Here is a 17,032-nt window from a genome sequence, read left to right as displayed (position 1 = left end):
TAAGGAAAGGATTCCCCCGAGTGATGCTCAGGCCACACCCCTGACGCTTGGGCCAATGACGCGCTGAAGAAAGACGCGAGACCCCATCCGTGACGGCCCGGCGACACCCCGTCGCCCGACCAACCAGCCCAGGTACATGGCGCACAATGACTTCCAAAAACAACCCGGCCACCGCGATATCCGATCTGACGCTGAGCCCTGCGGCGAACAGCCCCGCACCGTCGAAGCCATTGACGCCGTCGCGCCCGCTGGCGACTCAGCAATACCTGTATTTCACTGAAACCAACACTGACCGCATCCTCGATAACCTCGACGGCCTGCGCGACATGGTGTTCCCGCGTGCACCGCATCTGGAAGGCGATAACGAGCAGCACAACGACCAGGAATTCCCGTCGGTGTGCCTGATCGGCCTCGGTCGCTGCGGCTCGAACATTGCGCTGGACGTTGCCGAACTGGTGTACAACGCCCGCAAGTTCTACCTCAACGAATTCAACAACGAAGATCGCCTGTCGCCGGACAAACGCTACGCCGAAAAGGGCTACAGCCCGGCTCAGTGGATTCGCAACAACCTGCGCCTGGGGCCAAACAAGGGCGCCAAGCCGGTGTTCCTGGTCGAGCCGCTGGTGATGCTCGGCGACCTGGACAAAGACATCGCCGGTCGCATCCGCTTCTCGCGCAAGGGCGAAAAAAGCGGCTTCCTGCGTGACTACAGCAAAATGAAAATCATGGACCTGTCGGAAGTCCACGCCGGTGGCGCCGGTAACGCGCCGATCCTCGGCCAGTACCTGGCGAAGATTATCCTGAACAAGGACACCCAGCGTTTCTCCAGCCCTGACTGGAAGATGATTCACTCGTACCTGATCGACAGCTGTGGCATCAAGGCCAACCAGTCGCGCCTGTATTTCTCGATCTTCAGTGCCGGTGGCGGTACCGGTTCGGGCATGGCCTCGGAATTCGGCCTGGCGCAGCAGCACTCGTACATGAACAAGACGTTCGACACCAAGCCGATGGACGAGCATGACGGCAAAAGCGGTCATTCCTTCGTCTTCGAACCGATCTTCACCAGCGGCATCTGCGTGCTGCCGAACATTTCCGATCACCGCAGTGAAATGTCCGAAGCGCTGCACATCAACGCCGGTCGCCTGCTGTGTAAATACCTGTCGGAAGAGTGGGACTTCTCCTACAACTTCGCCAACGAAGACAGCAGTGAAGCCAGCGTCATGGGCCGTATCCGCCCATGGAACGCGATGATGCTGATCTCCAACGACATCATGCGTTATGCCGAAGAAAGCGATGACGGCAACATCCAGAACATCGACGTCAACGCGATGGAAAAGCACGCCAACCAATACATCTCACAGCAAATCTTCAACATTCTGACGGCGCAGGCGGTCACGACCGACTACGACCAGAACTATTTCCGTCGCGCCGGCATCGACATCGGCGAAACCATTCGCCTCGACGCCAACGACCTGTTCATGAGCCTGGCCGGCCCGGTGGCGATTGCCTACGCCGAATCCGTGGTGCCGGAAACACCGCCGCCGAGCAACGACAAGTTCAAGGTGTTCGAGAAAGAGCCACAGCGCCTGAACATCGATGACCTGTTCTTCCGTTCCATCGACCTGCCGCACTTCAATAAAGTGACCCAGGCAATCGAAGGCATCAGTCTGTTGCCGATCGAATCCAAGCGCTATCGCGCGTCCCTGGAGCAGTACAAGAATTCCGGTTACGACGCCGCCGCGCTGCACGACCTGCATTTCTTCAAGAACTGCTCGTCGGTGGTGTCGATCGTGTCGTTGCCGAAGGACTACAAACTGTCCTACATGGACCTGAACCGCTTGAAGACCCACCTCAACAGCTTGTTCCCGAATACCACGCTCAAGCGTTATGCGCTGGTGATCGGAGCATCGGCCAACCTGTCGTTGACCACGTTGATCGCCAAGAGCCCGTGCCTGTCGGACGACTTCCTGACCCTCATCGTCGCGTTCATCAAGCGCTGCTTCGCGAAACCCCCTTACCGCTTCGACGATACGCTGGATAACTCGATCCTCGATTTCATCATCAACGAGGAGTTCAACGAAGAGTTGATCGACGACTTGCTGAACGAATTCGAAAACCCGGCGAAGATCCTCGACACCAACTGGTATGCGATCAAACCGATGTACGAGAAAAAGTACCGCGAGCTGATCAACGACAAGGAGAAGTTCGTCTCGATCAATGACATTCGTCTGTCGCGGGATTGCGTGAAGAAGGCGATCAAGTACCTGCGCGAGATCTACCGTCACCGGATTGGCAAGACCAAGGTCATTTCGCTGAATAACCACACCGGCAAGACTTACTCGGCCTGACTGGAATAGCGTCGCCCCCATCGCGAGCAGGCTCGCTCCCACAACGTTCTGGGTTGTTCACAAAATTGATGAACACACCCGAACCTGTGGGAGCGAGCCTGCTCGCGATGAGGTCCTTAGGAACAGCTCAAATCAACGTCCAGAAACAATTGAGCAGCCCTCCTTCAGCCCCCCCAACTGTGCCCGTGACGTTTACGTCACCGTGAAGCTGTGGCCTTTCTCTACGGCAACATGCCATCACGCTACTCGGCTACACACTTTTCCTCGGCAACGCTGCGCACTTATTCGGTGCGAGGCTTCAGTTCGTCGCTCTTTCCTGGATCAGAATCCACGGCGAAACCACCACGGCCCACAACTCCGGATCGCGCTCGAAAAGATCCAGCGCCCGCGTTTCAGACAGCTTGGAGAGTTCATCGGCGGCCAGCCAGGCGGCGACTTTCTCGCCCTCGTCCGTTGCCACGGCCTCCGCGGCGGCGATCAAATCCAGACCCGGGTCGACCCACAATAGGGCACCCTTGGCGAAGAACGGCTCCAGCTCTTTCCAGGAAATAGATGCGGTTTCACCAAGCAGCTTGGCATAGAGGGTGCTAGGTTCTTGAGTCATGGGTCCTGTCCGGAAAAGAAATCGACGTGGATGATAACGTTGGTGGTCTGGCAGAAAAACCCGGAAGCAATTGAGTTACCGATTGAAAACCGCAGGAACGCCAAGGATTGCTGATCGTTCAGCTGAAACCCCGCCGCAATTCTGTCTTTTTCTTTCAAAAAAGCGACACCCTCTGATTTTGCCCCTCGGCGCCAGCTTCCCAGGCTGACAATCGGCGCTCTACACTGTACCGGTACAGTTGCCGGGGGCACTTTCCGGGGAATATCGACGATATCTGACCCGGTTCTGCTGCTACGGCGCCAGGACTATAAAAACTACAACAGTAAGAGTGGAGCACTATGACTAAGGCTACTAAGCAGATTTCCAAACTGTTTGCCGCTATGGTTCTGGCCGGGGTTGCCAGCCATTCGTTCGCAGCTGACACCATCAAGATCGGCATCGCCGGCCCCAAGACCGGTCCTGTAGCCCAATACGGTGACATGCAGTTCAGTGGCGCCAAAATGGCCATCGAACAAATCAACGCCAAAGGCGGCGTGGACGGCAAGAAGCTCGAAGCCGTTGAATACGACGACGCCTGTGATCCAAAACAAGCCGTGGCAGTGGCGAACAAGGTCGTCAACGACGGCGTCAAGTTCGTGGTCGGTCACCTGTGCTCCAGCTCCACCCAACCGGCTTCGGACATCTACGAAGACGAAGGCGTGATCATGATCACCCCGGCTGCCACCAGCCCGGACATCACCAACCGTGGTTACAAAATGGTGTTCCGCACCATCGGCCTCGACAGCGCCCAGGGCCCTGCCGCGGGTAACTACATTGCCGATCACGTGAAGCCGAAAATCGTTGCGGTCCTGCACGATAAACAGCAATACGGTGAAGGCATCGCCACTGCCGTTAAACAGACGCTCGAGAAGAAAGGCACCAAGGTTGCCGTTTTCGAAGGCATCAACGCCGGCGACAAGGACTTCTCCTCGATCATCTCCAAGCTCAAGCAAGCCAACGTCGACTTCGTCTACTACGGCGGCTACCACCCGGAGCTGGGTCTGATCCTGCGTCAAGCCCAGGAAAAAGGCCTGAAAGCCAAGTTCATGGGTCCGGAAGGCGTGGGTAACGACTCCATTTCGCAGATCGCCAAGGACGCTTCCGAAGGCCTGCTGGTAACCCTGCCGAAGTCTTTCGACCAGGACCCTGCCAACATCGCACTGGCTGACGCCTTCAAAGCGAAGAAAGAAGACCCGAGCGGTCCGTTCGTGTTCCCGGCCTACTCGGCTGTGGAAGTCATTGCTGGCGGTATCACTGCCGCCAAGAGCGAAGACCCTGCGAAAGTGGCTGCCGCCATCCACGCCGGTACGTTCAAAACTCCGACTGGCGACCTGAGCTTCGACGCCAAGGGCGACCTGAAAGACTTCAAATTCGTGGTTTACGAGTGGCACTTCGGCAAACCTAAAACTGAAGTTTCGCCTCAGTAAGGCGTTGCCTGACTGACTGCCAATAAAGCCCACGGCGTGCCGTGGGCTTTGTTTTACGAACGTATTGGGCCGCGCTGGCGTGATCCGCCAGTCTCCCCACCTGAAAATCTCAAAACCGTCATCAGCGGTTCGCTGGCAAACCTCGCGTTCGAAGTGGATGCAGATCCACGGGGCTCGAGCGGGAAAATGACTCCACCAGTGAAATGCGTATCAGGTTTTTAGGAGCGCTGTAATGCCTGACATCTATCACTTCTTCCAGCAGCTGGTTAATGGTCTGACCATTGGCAGCACGTATGCCCTGATCGCCATCGGCTATACGATGGTTTACGGCATCATTGGAATGATCAACTTCGCCCACGGCGAGGTGTACATGATCGGCTCCTACGTGGCGTTCATCGCCATCGCCGGGCTGGCCATGATGGGACTCGACAGTGTTCCGCTGTTGATGACCGCCGCTTTCATCGCGACCATTGTCGTGACCAGTGCCTACGGCTACAGCATCGAACGGATCGCCTACCGCCCCTTGCGCGGCAGCAACCGTCTGATCCCGCTGATTTCCGCCATCGGTATGTCGATCTTCCTGCAGAACACGGTTCTGCTGGCGCAAGACTCCAAGGACAAATCCATCCCCAACCTGATCCCCGGCAACTTCTCCATCGGGCCAGGTGGTGCACACGAAGTGCTGATTTCCTACATGCAAATCGTGGTGTTCGTGGTGACCCTGGTCGCCATGCTCGGCTTGACGCTGTTCATCTCCCGCTCTCGCCTGGGTCGCGCCTGCCGCGCCTGTGCCGAAGACATCAAGATGGCCAACCTGCTGGGTATCAACACCAACAACATCATCGCCCTGACCTTCGTCATCGGTGCCGCACTCGCCGCCATCGCCGCGGTACTGCTGAGCATGCAATACGGCGTGATCAACCCGAACGCCGGTTTCCTGGTCGGCCTCAAGGCCTTCACCGCCGCGGTACTGGGCGGCATCGGCAGCATCCCCGGAGCCATGCTCGGCGGGCTGGTGCTTGGGGTCGCGGAAGCCTTCGGTGCCGATATCTTCGGCGACCAATACAAGGACGTCGTGGCGTTCGGCCTATTGGTTCTGGTGTTGTTGTTCCGGCCAACCGGCCTGCTGGGCCGTCCGGAGGTTGAGAAAGTATGACTAGGAATCTTAAACAGGCGCTGTTCAGCGCCTTGCTGGTGTGGGCGGTGGCCTACCCGGTACTCGGTCTGAAACTGACCATCGTCGGGATCAACCTCGAAGTCCACGGCACCAGCACTGCCACGCTGATCACTATCGCGGTGTGCTCGGTCCTGATGTTCCTGCGGGTGTTGTTCGATCAACAGATCAGCTCGGCCTGGCGCTCCTCGCCAAACATGCCGTTGATTCCGGCCAAGGCCAGCAACTTCCTGACCCTGCCGACCACCCAGCGCTGGATCATCATTGCGCTGATCGCCGGTGCCCTGATCTGGCCATTCTTCGGCTCCCGCGGCGCGGTGGACATCGCCACCCTGGTGCTGATCTACGTGATGCTCGGCCTCGGCCTGAACATCGTGGTCGGCCTCGCCGGCCTGCTCGACCTCGGTTACGTCGGTTTCTATGCCGTCGGCGCCTACAGTTATGCGCTGTTGTCGCATTACTTCGGTCTGAGTTTCTGGATCTGCCTGCCGATTGCCGGCCTGATGGCGGCCACGTTCGGCTTCCTGCTGGGCTTCCCGGTGTTGCGTTTGCGCGGTGACTACCTGGCGATCGTGACCCTGGGCTTCGGTGAAATCATCCGTCTGTTCCTGCGTAACCTCACCGGCCTCACCGGCGGCCCGAACGGCATCAGCAACATCGAGAAGCCAACGTTCTTCGGCCTGACCTTCGAACGTAAAGCGGCCGAAGGCATGCAGACGTTCCACGAGTACTTCGGCCTGGAATACAACTCGATCAACAAGGTGATTTTCCTGTACCTGGTTGCCCTGTTGCTGGCCCTTGGTGCGCTGTTCGTGATCAACCGCCTGCTGCGCATGCCGATCGGCCGTGCGTGGGAAGCGCTGCGTGAAGACGAAATCGCCTGCCGCGCACTGGGTCTCAATCCTACTGTCATCAAGCTGTCGGCCTTCACCCTGGGCGCCAGCTTCGCCGGTTTTGCCGGCAGCTTCTTCGCCGCCCGTCAGGGCCTGGTGACACCGGAGTCGTTCACCTTCATCGAGTCGGCGATCATTCTCGCCATCGTCGTATTGGGTGGCATGGGCTCGCAACTGGGCGTGATCCTCGCGGCCGTGGTGATGATCCTGCTGCCTGAAATGATGCGTGAGTTCAGTGAGTACCGCATGTTGATGTTCGGCGCCTTGATGGTGTTGATGATGATCTGGCGACCTCAAGGCCTGCTGCCCATGCAACGTCCTCACATGGAGCTGCGCAAATGAGCCGCGAGATCCTTAAAGTCGATAATTTGAGCATGCGCTTCGGCGGCTTGCTGGCGGTCAACGGCGTGGCCCTGACCGTCAAGGAAAAACAGGTGGTTGCACTGATCGGTCCCAACGGCGCCGGCAAGACCACCGTGTTCAACTGCCTCACCGGTTTCTACAAACCGAGCGGTGGCAGCATCCTGCTGGATGGCGAGCCGATCCAGGGCCTGCCCGGCCACAAGATTGCCCTCAAAGGCGTCGTGCGTACCTTCCAGAACGTGCGGCTGTTCAAGGACATGACCGCGGTCGAGAACCTCCTGATCGCGCAACACCGTCACCTCAACACCAACTTCCTGTCCGGGTTGTTCAAAACGCCGGGGTTCCGCAAGAGCGAGCGCGAGGCGATGGAATTCGCCGAGTACTGGCTGGACAAGGTCAACCTCACCGCGTTCGCCAACCGTCCGGCCGGGACCCTGGCCTACGGCCAGCAACGTCGCCTGGAAATCGCGCGCTGCATGATGACCCGTCCGCGGATCCTCATGCTCGACGAACCGGCCGCCGGCCTGAACCCGAAGGAAACCGAGGACCTCAAGGCGCTGATCAGCATGTTGCGTGAAGAGCACAACGTCACCGTGCTGCTGATCGAACACGACATGAAGCTGGTCATGAGCATTTCCGATCACATCGTCGTGATCAACCAGGGCACGCCTCTGGCCGACGGCACGCCGGAACAGATCCGCGACAATCCTGAAGTGATCAAAGCCTACCTGGGGGAAGCGTAAATGCTGCAATTCGAAAACGTTTCCACCTTCTACGGCAAGATCCAGGCCCTGCACAGCGTCAACGTCGAAGTCCGCCAGGGCGAGATCGTGACCCTGATCGGTGCCAACGGCGCCGGCAAGTCGACCCTGCTGATGACCCTCTGCGGTTCGCCGCAAGCCCACAGCGGCAGCATCCGCTACATGGGTGAGGAACTCGTCGGCCAGGACTCGTCGCAGATCATGCGCAAGAGCATCGCGGTCGTGCCAGAAGGTCGGCGGGTGTTTGCCCGCCTGACCGTGGAAGAAAACCTGTCCATGGGCGGCTTCTTCACCGCAAAGGGCGACTATCAGGAACAGATGGACAAGGTTCTCGAACTTTTCCCACGCCTGAAGGAGCGCTTCAGCCAACGCGGCGGCACCATGTCCGGCGGCGAACAGCAAATGCTCGCCATCGGCCGCGCGCTGATGAGCAAGCCCAAGCTGTTGCTGCTCGACGAGCCGTCGCTGGGTCTGGCGCCGATCATCATCCAGCAGATCTTCGACATCATCGAACAGCTGCGCAAGGATGGCGTGACGGTGTTCCTGGTGGAGCAGAACGCCAACCAGGCGCTGAAAATCGCTGACCGCGCGTACGTTCTGGAGAACGGCCGGGTAGTGATGCAAGGAACCGGTGAAGCGCTGCTGACCGACCCGAAAGTGCGTGAAGCGTACCTCGGTGGCTAAGTAGTTGCGTTAAACAGAAAACGGCCTTCGGGCCGTTTTTTTATACCCGCCACAATCCCAAAACAACGGAGTTCGACTGTGGGAGCGGGCTTGCTCGCGAAAGCGGTGAGTCAGTCCGCATGGATGTGTCTGATACTCCGCTTTCGCGAGCAAGCCCGCTCCCACAGAATCGGCGTACAGACTCAAAGCCTGTCCAACGCCTCCCCGCTGCGCTTGAACCAACCAATCAGATAATCCGCCAGCACCTGCGTGCGCTTGGGCAACCCGCCTTGGTACGGATGCACCAGGTACATTGGCATGCGACGGGTCTGATAGTCGCGCAGGAGCCAACGCAAACGCCCGTCAGCCAATTCCGCTTGCAGCAGGTAGGACGGTAACCGCGCGATGCCGGCGCCGGCCAATGCGGCTTTCTTCAGCAGGCTGTAATGGTTGCTGGCGAACGGCCCCGACACGCGCACCCGCAACAACTCATGCTGCTGGTGATAGAGCCATTCCTCGCGACCGCTGTAGTGGCTGTTGAGCAGGCACTGATGCTCGGCGAGGGCCTGCGGGGTCAGCGGTTCACCGTGACGCTCCAGATAGGCCGGGCTGGCGCAAGTCAACTCGTGCCAGGCCAACAGGGGCCTCGCGACCAGGCGCTCGTCATTGCCGACCTCGGAACGCACCGCCAGGTCGAATCCGTCGCGGGACAGATCCCGGAAGCTGTTGCTCAGGTCGAGCTCGATCTGCACTTCGGGGTATTGCTGGGAAAACTCCAGCAACAGTCCATCGAAAAAGGTTTCTCCCAGGGACACCGGAACCGTCATGCGCACTGGTCCGGCCATATCGTCCTTCAATCGCGCCAGTGCCTGACGCGCACGTTCCACTTGCACCACCAACGCCTGGGCTTGCGGCAACAGAGCCGCCCCCGCCGCCGTCAGGCTCAAGCGGCGAGTGGTGCGTTGCAGCAACACCACGGAAAACCGCGTCTCCAGCAGGCTGATGCGCTTGGACAACTGGCCCTTGCTGCACCCCAGTTGCTGCGCCGCCAGGGTAAAACTGCCCGCTTCGATCAACACCGCAAACGCCGCCAGATCATCCATCTCGCTCATGGATTGTTTCCATTTGAAAACCAAAGGTTGCCTATTAGCGCGCTTATCCGCAGAAAAAACCACTCTAGACTGAACCCACATTGCACACACATGAGGATCAGCACCATGAAAGTACTTTTGATCGGCGCAGGCGGCACCATCGGTTCGGCCATCGACAAAGAGCTGTCCGAGCGTCATGAGGTCATTCGCATCGGTCGCAACAGCGGTGACTTCCACGTGGACATCAGCGACAGCGCTTCGATTCGCAAACTGTTCGAACAGACCGGCAAATTCGACGCGCTGGTCTGCGCCGCGGGTAACGTGACCTTCGCCCCGCTGGACGCAATGACCGGCGACAGTTTCGCCCTCGGCCTGAAAGACAAACTCATGGGCCAGGTCAACCTGCTGCTGATTGGCCGTGAATTCGCCAATGATGGCGCCTCGTTCACTTTCACCACTGGCGTGCTCAGCCACGATCCCATCCGCAGCGGCGCCTCGGCGGCCTTGGTCAACGGCGCCATCGACAGCTTCGTGCGGGCTGCCGCGATTGAACTGCCGCGCGGTCTGCGGGTGAACTCGGTGAGCCCTAACGTATTGCTCGAAGCCATGGACAAATATGCGCCGTACTTCCGCGGCTACAAACCGGTTCCGGCCGCCGATGTCGCATTGGCCTACGCCAAAAGCGTGGAAGGCCTGCAAACCGGTCAGACCTTTCACATCGGCTGAACCACTCGCTCCGGCAGGAGATGGCCTTCAATATGCGGGGTTGTGATGAACGGTCAGGCTGAGTAACGTGGCGGCACTTGTCTGGAGAGCCAAAGATGCGTGTTGCCCGTTCCTTAGTCCTTGTTGCCCTGCTCCCGCTGTTCGCCGCGTGCCAGTTGCTCGATGGCGCGCGTGAAAATGCGTCCCACGTGGGCCAGGCCCGTATGCAGGGTCAGCTGACCGCGGCCGATGGAAAGCTGGTGTTGCAGCCGTGTAATGAGCAGCGCAGTTTCGTGGTCAACGACAGCGGCGGCACCAGCATCCTGCAAGAGGCCGCAACCCTCGCCGACGCTCAGGGCAAGCTCTTCGCCGATGTGCGCGGGCGAATCGTCGACAACCGTCTCGATCTACAGCAGCTGTACCGCGTCGAACGTTCGGGCACTGCGTGCGACGATCCGAATTTCAAACTGCTGATCCTGCGTGCCGCCGGCCATGGCCCGGAGTGGAACGTCAAGGTCAGTGGCAAAGGCATGGTCATCGACCGTGCGGGTCAACCGCCCCTCGCCGTGCCCTATGTGGAAGAACAACTGGGCGATGGCCGCTTCAACCTCAGCTCCGAAGCCAACAACCAGCACATCGAATTGTGGGTCGCGCCGCAACGTTGCGTCGACAGCAGCACTGGCAGCGTTCAGCACATGAGCGCCGAATTGCGCATCGATGGCCAGGTGCAACGGGGCTGCGGGTATTTCGGCGGATCCCGCGACGACTGATCGTTTAAGCCTCACGGGAATCATTCTTTGAGGCTTATAATCGCGGCCTTCAAACGCCCTGGCGCAGTTGTGCGCCCCGCGAACCGGATCCCGTCATGTTACGAATCACTGAACTCAAGCTGCCAATCGACCATCCCGATGAAGACCTGCGCCCTGCCATCGTGCAGCGCCTGGGCATCGCCAGTGATGACCTGCTCGATTTCACCTTGTTCAAGCGCAGCTACGATGCGCGCAAAAAGTCCTCCGAACTGTGCTTCATCTACACCATCGACCTTTCCGCGAAGGATGAGGCGGCGCTGCTGCACAAGTTCGCCGACGACCGTAACGTCAACGTGGCGCCGGATGTCAGCTACAAGGTGGTCGGCCAGGCGCCGGCCGATCTGGAACAGCGTCCGGTGGTGGTCGGTTTCGGTCCGTGCGGGATTTTCGCCGGGCTGCTGCTGGCGCAGATGGGCTTCAAGCCGATCATCCTCGAGCGCGGCACCGAAGTGCGCCAACGCACCAAGGACACCTGGGGCCTGTGGCGCAAAAGCGTGCTCAACCCCGAGTCCAACGTACAGTTTGGTGAAGGCGGCGCGGGGACCTTCTCCGATGGCAAGCTCTATAGCCAGATCAAGGACCCGAAATTCATCGGCCGCAAAGTCCTGCACGAGTTCGTCAAGGCCGGCGCGCCGGAAGAAATTCTTTACGTCAGCAAACCGCACATCGGTACGTTCCGCCTGACGGGCGTTGTGGAAAACATGCGTGAGCAGATCCGCGCCCTGGGTGGCGAAGTACGCTTCCAGCAGCGCGTCACCGACGTGTTGATCGAGGACGGCCAACTGGTCGGCGTCGAGCTCAACGGCGGCGAGCAGATCCACTCGAAGCACGTGATCCTGGCCCTTGGCCACAGCGCCCGCGACACCTTTCGCATGCTCCACGGCCGCGGTGTGTTCATGGAAGCGAAACCGTTCTCGGTGGGTTTCCGCATCGAACACCCACAGTCGCTGATCGACCGCGCGCGCCTGGGCAAATACGCCGGCCACCCGAAACTCGGCGCGGCGGACTACAAACTGGTGCACCACGCCAAGAACGGCCGGTCGGTCTACAGCTTCTGCATGTGCCCCGGTGGCACCGTGGTCGCGGCGACATCCGAGCCGAATCGCGTGGTCACCAACGGCATGAGCCAGTACTCGCGGAACGAGCGCAACGCCAACTCCGGGATCGTCGTCGGCATCACCCCGGAAGTCGATTATCCGGGCGGCCCGCTGGCCGGTATCGAATTGCAGGAGCGCCTGGAGTCCCACGCCTTTGTCCTGGGCGGCAGCAACTACGAAGCGCCGGCGCAACTGGTCGGCGACTTCATCGCCGGTAAACCGTCCACCGAGCTGGGCAGCGTTGAACCGTCCTACAAGCCCGGTGTTGCGCTGGGTGACCTGGCGCTGGCCTTGCCGGCCTTCGCCATTGAAGCCATTCGCGAAGCCTTGCCGGCGTTCGAGAAGCAGATCCGGGGTTACTCGTTGCATGACGCCGTACTGACCGGCATCGAAACGCGCACCTCGTCGCCGTTGCGCATTACCCGTAACGAATCGATGCAGAGCCTGAACGTGAAAGGCCTGTTCCCGGCGGGTGAAGGCGCGGGTTATGCCGGCGGGATCCTGTCGGCGGGGGTGGATGGGATTCGTATTGCTGAAGCAGTGGCGCGGGACATCCTTGGCCTGCAGGCCTGACGCAATTCAATGTGGGAGCGGGCTTGCTCGCGAAAGCAGTGGATCAGCCAGCATTTCTGTTGGATGTGCTACCGCATTCGCGAGCAAGCCCGCTCCCACTTGGGTTTGCGCGGTGTGTCAGATGTTGGCGCGCAACACGGTGTCCGGCAAAGGTTCGCCGCGCTCGACGCTGGCGGCCACCACCTCCATCAACCCGCTCAACTCGTATCCCTGAGCCTTGAGCCAATCCTGATCGTAATAGCTCGTCTCATAACGCTCGCCGCCGTCACACAGAATCGCCACGATCGACCCCGACTCCCCCGCCGCCACCATTTGCCGGGCCGCCACCAGGGCGCCGATCAGATTGGTCCCGCTCGACCCGCCCACACGTCGTCCCAAACGCTGCGCCAGGTAATGCATGGCCGCCAGGGACAGCGCGTCCGGCACCTTGACCATCGCATCGATCACTTTCGGCAAGAACGACGCCTCGACCCGAGGCCGACCGATGCCTTCGATCCGCGAACCGTAGTCCAGACGCAGGCCGGCATCGCCGGTCAGGTAGTAATCGAAAAACACCGAACGCTCGGCGTCGGCGCACAGCACACGGGTGCAATGCTGGCGATAACGTACGTAGCGCCCGAGGGTCGCCGTGGTGCCACCGGTGCCGGGGCTGGAAATCAGCCAGCTCGGCTCGGGGTGCTGCTCGAAACGCATCTGATGGAAGATCGACTCGGCGATGTTGTTGTTCGCTCGCCAGTCAGTGGCGCGCTCGGCATAGGTGAACTGGTCGATGAAATGCCCGTCGTGCTCGCGGGCCAGGCGCTCGGATTCGGCGTAGATCTGCGTCGGATCGTCCACCAGATGGCTCTTGCCACCGTAGAAAGCAATCTGCGAGATCTTTTCCTTGGAGGTGGTCGCCGGCATCACTGCGATAAACGGCAAGCCCAGCAATCGAGCGAAGTACGCCTCGGAAATCGCCGTCGAACCACTGGACGCTTCGATCACCGGCGCACCGGGTTTGAGCCAGCCGTTACACAGCGCATACAGGAACAATGAGCGGGCCAGGCGGTGTTTCAGGCTGCCGGTGGGATGGCTCGACTCATCCTTGAAATACAACTCGATGCCCGGCAAACCCGGCAGGGGTAACGGAATGAGGTGGGTGTCGGCGCTGCGCTGGAAGTCAGCTTCGATGATCCGGATGGCTTCCCGGGCCCACTGTCGGTTGTCGCTCATGGTGTTTTTCTCGTTGAGTCGGCCTTGGCGCAAGGCTCAGCCCTGAAGCTTAGGAAAAATCCGACAGCCCGCACAGATACAGCTGAGCCTCAATACGTTCGGCAACTGCTAGGCTCTGGTCCGTGTCGAGCGTTTGCGTTGTAACGGCATATAACAAAAAAGAATATAACTTTTGTTTTAACAACTAACGGTACGGGTTAGGGTGTGCCACCTTTTTGATTATCGATGGAGAGCGACCTTGCCTCTGCGTAGCACTTTCACGCGTTTCTTTCAGTTGGAAGCTGCCAGCGGTCTGCTATTGATCGCCGCTGCCGCCCTGGCTCTGATCATCAACAATTCCCCGCTGTCGTGGCTGTACAGCAGCTTCCTGGATACCCCGGTGGTGGCGCAGATCGGTGCGTTGCAAATCGCCAAGCCGGCCCTGCTGTGGATCAACGACGGTCTGATGGCCCTGTTCTTCCTGCTGATCGGTCTGGAAGTGAAGCGCGAAGTCCTCGACGGTCAGCTGTCGAAACCTTCGCAGGTGGTCCTGCCCGGTGCGGCAGCGATTGGCGGCATGGTCGTGCCGGCGCTGGTCTACTGGTTTTTCAACCGTGACAACCCCGCGGCCCTGGGTGGCTGGGCCATTCCAATGGCCACCGACATTGCCTTCGCCCTCGGTGTACTCGCCCTGCTGGGCAAGCGCGTGCCCGTGTCGCTGAAGCTGTTCCTGATGACCCTTGCAATCATCGACGACCTCGGCGCGATCATCGTCATCGCAGTGTTTTATTCCGGCGCACTGTCGACCCTTTCGCTGGCACTGGCCGCGGCGTGCATTGTCGCGCTGGTGGCGATGAACCGGCTGGGCGTGGTCAAGCTCGGGCCGTACATGATCATCGGGTTGATCCTGTGGGTATGCGTGCTAAAGAGCGGTGTCCACGCAACGCTGGCCGGCGTCACCCTTGCATTCTGCATCCCGCTGCGCACGAAAAACGCCGAACCTTCGCCATTGCTGACCCTGGAACACGCCCTGCATCCATGGGTGGCCTACGGCATCCTGCCGCTGTTCGCCTTCGCTAACGCAGGCCTGTCCCTGAGCGGCGTCACCCTCGAAAGCTTCACCCACCATGTGCCGATGGGTATCGCGGTCGGCCTGCTGCTGGGCAAGACCCTCGGCGTGTTCGGCCTGACCTGGCTGGCGGTGAAAACCGGCATCGCCGCCCTGCCCCAAGGCGCCAACTGGGGCCAGGTGCTGGGTGTGGCGATCCTTTGCGGGATCGGTTTCACCATGAGCTTGTTCGTCGGCTCCCTGGCGTTCGAGCCGGGCGTCAGCGACTACGCCGGGATGGACCGGATGGGAATCTTGACCGGTTCGATACTGGCGGCGTTGATCGGTTATGCGGTGACGGCGGCGGCGAGTCGGAAAAGCGCGCTGCAACGCAGCTAGCTGTGATCTGTCTGTAGGGAGCCGGCTTGCTGGCGATGGATTCAAGTGCGCCGCAGGGTGTCTGGTTTTTCGCGTTATCGTTGACGACCCTCACGAGCAAGCTCGCTCCTACAGTGTGATGGGCTCGGTTACACAACATCCTGTAGGAGCCGGCTTGCTGGCGATGGATTCAAGTGCGCCGCAGGGTGCCTGGTTTTCCGCGTTATCGTTAACGACCCTGGCGAGCAAGCTCGCTCCCACAGGGAGAAAGTTGGCTATCAATAAAAAACCCCGACCAGTTACCTGATCGGGGTTTTTCATATCCGTTTCCCGCTTAGTGCGAAACGCGACTCGTGCCGTCCACGGTCGAAATCCGCACCCGCTCGCCAACGCGGAACACTTCATTCTCCTGAACCTGCTGCACATAGGCGCGCATGCTGCCATCGTCTTCGCGAACGGTGATTTCCACGCCCTGGGTACGGGTCAGGCCTTCTTCAGTGGCCGAACCGAGCAGACCACCAGCCACCGCGCCAATGACGGCTGCGACGATGCTGCCACGGCCGCCGCCGATGGCACTACCACCCACACCGCCGACAACTGCACCGGCAGCGCCGCCGATCGGGGTCTTGGTGCCTTCGATTTTCACCGGACGCAGGGATTCGATGGTGCCCATGCGAACGGTCTGCACACGACGCGCTTCGTCACGGGAATAGGAGTCACCGGTCAAGCTCGATTGGCAGCCAGTGAGCAACATTGCCATCGTGGAAAAGGAAGCAACCAGCAGAACAGACTTACGCATAGCATCAACTCCAAAAGACAGGTATTCATTAAACCCCGCAGCTTGACGCCTGTCACGACGTGGCCCGGATAAGATTGGTTTGATTCAGGCCAGGTACAGGCGCCTCCACGAACTCAACAAACAGTAGCGGCAAATATCGAATTTGCGCCGCTGACCCAGGGATTGTCATGGATTACTTCATCGTTGTCGTCACCACTGTCGCCGGTCTGTACTTCCACGGATGGTTGTACGTACGGATCAAACGCTGGATGGACCGCGATCTGGCGTTAGCCTTGGCTGGTAACGACGAGCATAAGAAAGTCTTTATGCTTCGGCAACTGGCGAACGCGCGAGCGCAGAAGATCAAGCGTCAGGACCTGCCTCAGTGGCTGGAGGCCGCTGCGGCAGGCTATCCCGGACGGTAGACTGCCTAGGGTGCCAGACGTTCAAGAATCCACTCGGCGCCCTGGGAACGATAGTTGAGGCGGTCGTGCAGACGGCTCGAACGGCCCTGCCAGAATTCGATGCGCTCAGGTAGCAGGCGATAACCGCCCCAATGCGCGGGGCAATGGGGTTGTGTATCGCTGAAACGTTGCTCGGTGGACTTGAGCAGCGCTTCCAGTTCGCCACGATCGGCGATGACCCGGCTTTGCGGTGACGCCCAGGCGCCAAGACGGCTGCCCAGCGGCCGGACCTGGAAATAGGCGTCGGACTCCTCCGGCGTGACCTTCACCACCCGCCCCTCGATACGCACCTGACGCTCCAGGGCCGGCCAGAAAAAGGTCATGGCCGCGAAAGGGTTCGCGGCCAGGTGCTGACCCTTGGCGCTGTCGTAGTTGGTGAAGAAGGTGAAGCCGTGCTCGTCCAGGCCCTTGAGCAGCAGAACGCGACAGTGCGGCCGACCGTCCTGGTCGACGGTGGCCAGGGTCATGGCGTTGGCTTCCACCGGCGCCTGTTCGGTTTTCACCGCGTCGGCAAACCACTGATGGAACAGCGCGAAGGGCTCGGCCGGGGCTTGCGCCTCGGTCAGGCCGTCTCGGGTGTAGTCGCGACGCATATCAGCCAGGCCCTGGGTCATGGCGCATTCCTT

General features: G+C 60.0%; 17 protein-coding genes. 11 read left to right on the top strand and 6 right to left on the bottom strand.

Features of this window, described 5'->3' with window-relative positions:
* The first annotated feature begins 146 nt into the window (after positions 1 to 146).
* The gene (locus NTD84_RS00530) at positions 147 to 2,348 is read left to right on the top strand and encodes a hypothetical protein (protein ID WP_262162679.1); all 2,202 of its coding nucleotides are present in this window, start codon (positions 147 to 149) and stop codon (positions 2,346 to 2,348) included.
* 298 nt (positions 2,349 to 2,646) lie between these two features.
* Here the strand turns inward: NTD84_RS00530 and NTD84_RS00525 are convergent, their stop codons facing one another.
* Together NTD84_RS00525 and NTD84_RS00520 are read right to left on the bottom strand one after the other, a co-directional pair.
* Positions 2,647 to 2,952 (bottom strand): DUF2288 domain-containing protein, encoded by a 306-nt coding sequence (locus NTD84_RS00525; protein WP_262162677.1) that lies wholly within the window; start codon positions 2,950 to 2,952, stop codon positions 2,647 to 2,649.
* Positions 2,949 to 3,110, bottom strand: a complete 162-nt coding sequence (locus NTD84_RS00520; RefSeq protein ID WP_262162676.1) for a hypothetical protein — start codon at positions 3,108 to 3,110, stop codon at positions 2,949 to 2,951. Before NTD84_RS00520 ends, NTD84_RS00525 begins: the two co-directional genes overlap by 4 nt.
* Before the next feature lie 180 nt (positions 3,111 to 3,290).
* Here NTD84_RS00520 and NTD84_RS00515 point away from each other — a divergent pair, with 180 nt between their 5' ends.
* The 5 genes from NTD84_RS00515 (at position 3,291) to NTD84_RS00495 (ending at position 8,293) form a co-directional block, all read left to right on the top strand.
* Positions 3,291 to 4,418: a branched-chain amino acid ABC transporter substrate-binding protein gene (locus NTD84_RS00515; protein WP_262162675.1), complete on the top strand. Its 1,128-nt coding sequence runs from the start codon at positions 3,291 to 3,293 to the stop codon at positions 4,416 to 4,418.
* A 232-nt stretch (positions 4,419 to 4,650) separates the two neighbouring features.
* Positions 4,651 to 5,574, top strand: coding sequence for a high-affinity branched-chain amino acid ABC transporter permease LivH (gene livH, locus NTD84_RS00510; RefSeq protein WP_262162673.1), 924 nt, complete (start codon positions 4,651 to 4,653; stop codon positions 5,572 to 5,574).
* On the top strand, positions 5,571 to 6,827 hold the full coding sequence (locus NTD84_RS00505) for a high-affinity branched-chain amino acid ABC transporter permease LivM (protein WP_262162672.1): 1,257 nt from the start codon (positions 5,571 to 5,573) through the stop codon (positions 6,825 to 6,827). The genes livH and NTD84_RS00505 overlap by 4 nt, the downstream gene beginning before the upstream one ends.
* Entirely contained in the window at positions 6,824 to 7,591 is a 768-nt protein-coding gene (gene livG / locus NTD84_RS00500; protein WP_262162671.1) for a high-affinity branched-chain amino acid ABC transporter ATP-binding protein LivG, read from the top strand. Before NTD84_RS00505 ends, livG begins: the two co-directional genes overlap by 4 nt.
* Entirely contained in the window at positions 7,592 to 8,293 is a 702-nt protein-coding gene (locus NTD84_RS00495) for an ABC transporter ATP-binding protein (protein ID WP_262162670.1), read from the top strand.
* Positions 8,294 to 8,475: 182 nt separating this feature from the next.
* Here the strand turns inward: NTD84_RS00495 and NTD84_RS00490 are convergent, their stop codons facing one another.
* A complete protein-coding gene (locus NTD84_RS00490; protein ID WP_262162669.1) occupies positions 8,476 to 9,384 on the bottom strand; it encodes a LysR family transcriptional regulator in 909 nt (302 codons plus the stop codon).
* Between the two features lie 105 nt (positions 9,385 to 9,489).
* Between NTD84_RS00490 and NTD84_RS00485 the strand changes: the two genes are divergently transcribed.
* From NTD84_RS00485 to NTD84_RS00475, 3 genes are all read left to right on the top strand, one after another.
* Positions 9,490 to 10,089, top strand: coding sequence for a short chain dehydrogenase (locus tag NTD84_RS00485; protein WP_262162668.1), 600 nt, complete (start codon positions 9,490 to 9,492; stop codon positions 10,087 to 10,089).
* Positions 10,090 to 10,184: 95 nt separating this feature from the next.
* On the top strand, positions 10,185 to 10,838 hold the full coding sequence (locus NTD84_RS00480; RefSeq protein WP_262162667.1) for a COG3650 family protein: 654 nt from the start codon (positions 10,185 to 10,187) through the stop codon (positions 10,836 to 10,838).
* A 95-nt stretch (positions 10,839 to 10,933) separates the two neighbouring features.
* Entirely contained in the window at positions 10,934 to 12,547 is a 1,614-nt protein-coding gene (locus tag NTD84_RS00475) for an NAD(P)/FAD-dependent oxidoreductase (RefSeq protein WP_262162665.1), read from the top strand.
* Between the two features lie 117 nt (positions 12,548 to 12,664).
* On the opposite strand, the gene NTD84_RS00470 is transcribed toward NTD84_RS00475, so the two are convergent.
* Positions 12,665 to 13,759 (bottom strand): PLP-dependent cysteine synthase family protein, encoded by a 1,095-nt coding sequence (locus NTD84_RS00470; protein WP_262162663.1) that lies wholly within the window; start codon positions 13,757 to 13,759, stop codon positions 12,665 to 12,667.
* A 238-nt stretch (positions 13,760 to 13,997) separates the two neighbouring features.
* On the opposite strand from NTD84_RS00470, the gene nhaA reads away from it, so the two are divergent.
* Positions 13,998 to 15,185: a Na+/H+ antiporter NhaA gene (nhaA, locus tag NTD84_RS00465; protein WP_262162661.1), complete on the top strand. Its 1,188-nt coding sequence runs from the start codon at positions 13,998 to 14,000 to the stop codon at positions 15,183 to 15,185.
* A gap of 313 nt (positions 15,186 to 15,498) precedes the next feature.
* On the opposite strand, the gene NTD84_RS00460 is transcribed toward nhaA, so the two are convergent.
* A complete protein-coding gene (locus NTD84_RS00460; protein WP_262162660.1) occupies positions 15,499 to 15,963 on the bottom strand; it encodes a glycine zipper 2TM domain-containing protein in 465 nt (154 codons plus the stop codon).
* A 167-nt stretch (positions 15,964 to 16,130) separates the two neighbouring features.
* Between NTD84_RS00460 and NTD84_RS00455 the strand changes: the two genes are divergently transcribed.
* Positions 16,131 to 16,367, top strand: a complete 237-nt coding sequence (locus tag NTD84_RS00455; RefSeq protein ID WP_262162659.1) for a hypothetical protein — start codon at positions 16,131 to 16,133, stop codon at positions 16,365 to 16,367.
* Between the two features lie 5 nt (positions 16,368 to 16,372).
* On the opposite strand, the gene pdxH is transcribed toward NTD84_RS00455, so the two are convergent.
* Positions 16,373 to 17,020 (bottom strand): pyridoxamine 5'-phosphate oxidase, encoded by a 648-nt coding sequence (pdxH, locus tag NTD84_RS00450; RefSeq protein WP_262162658.1) that lies wholly within the window; start codon positions 17,018 to 17,020, stop codon positions 16,373 to 16,375.
* Positions 17,021 to 17,032: the final 12 nt, after the last annotated feature.

Source organism: Pseudomonas sp. 14P_8.1_Bac3, assembly GCF_025466085.1.
Lineage (GTDB): Bacteria > Pseudomonadota > Gammaproteobacteria > Pseudomonadales > Pseudomonadaceae > Aquipseudomonas.
The sequence above is the reverse complement of the archived record's forward strand: the minus strand, read 5'-3'. Positions and strand labels throughout refer to the sequence as shown.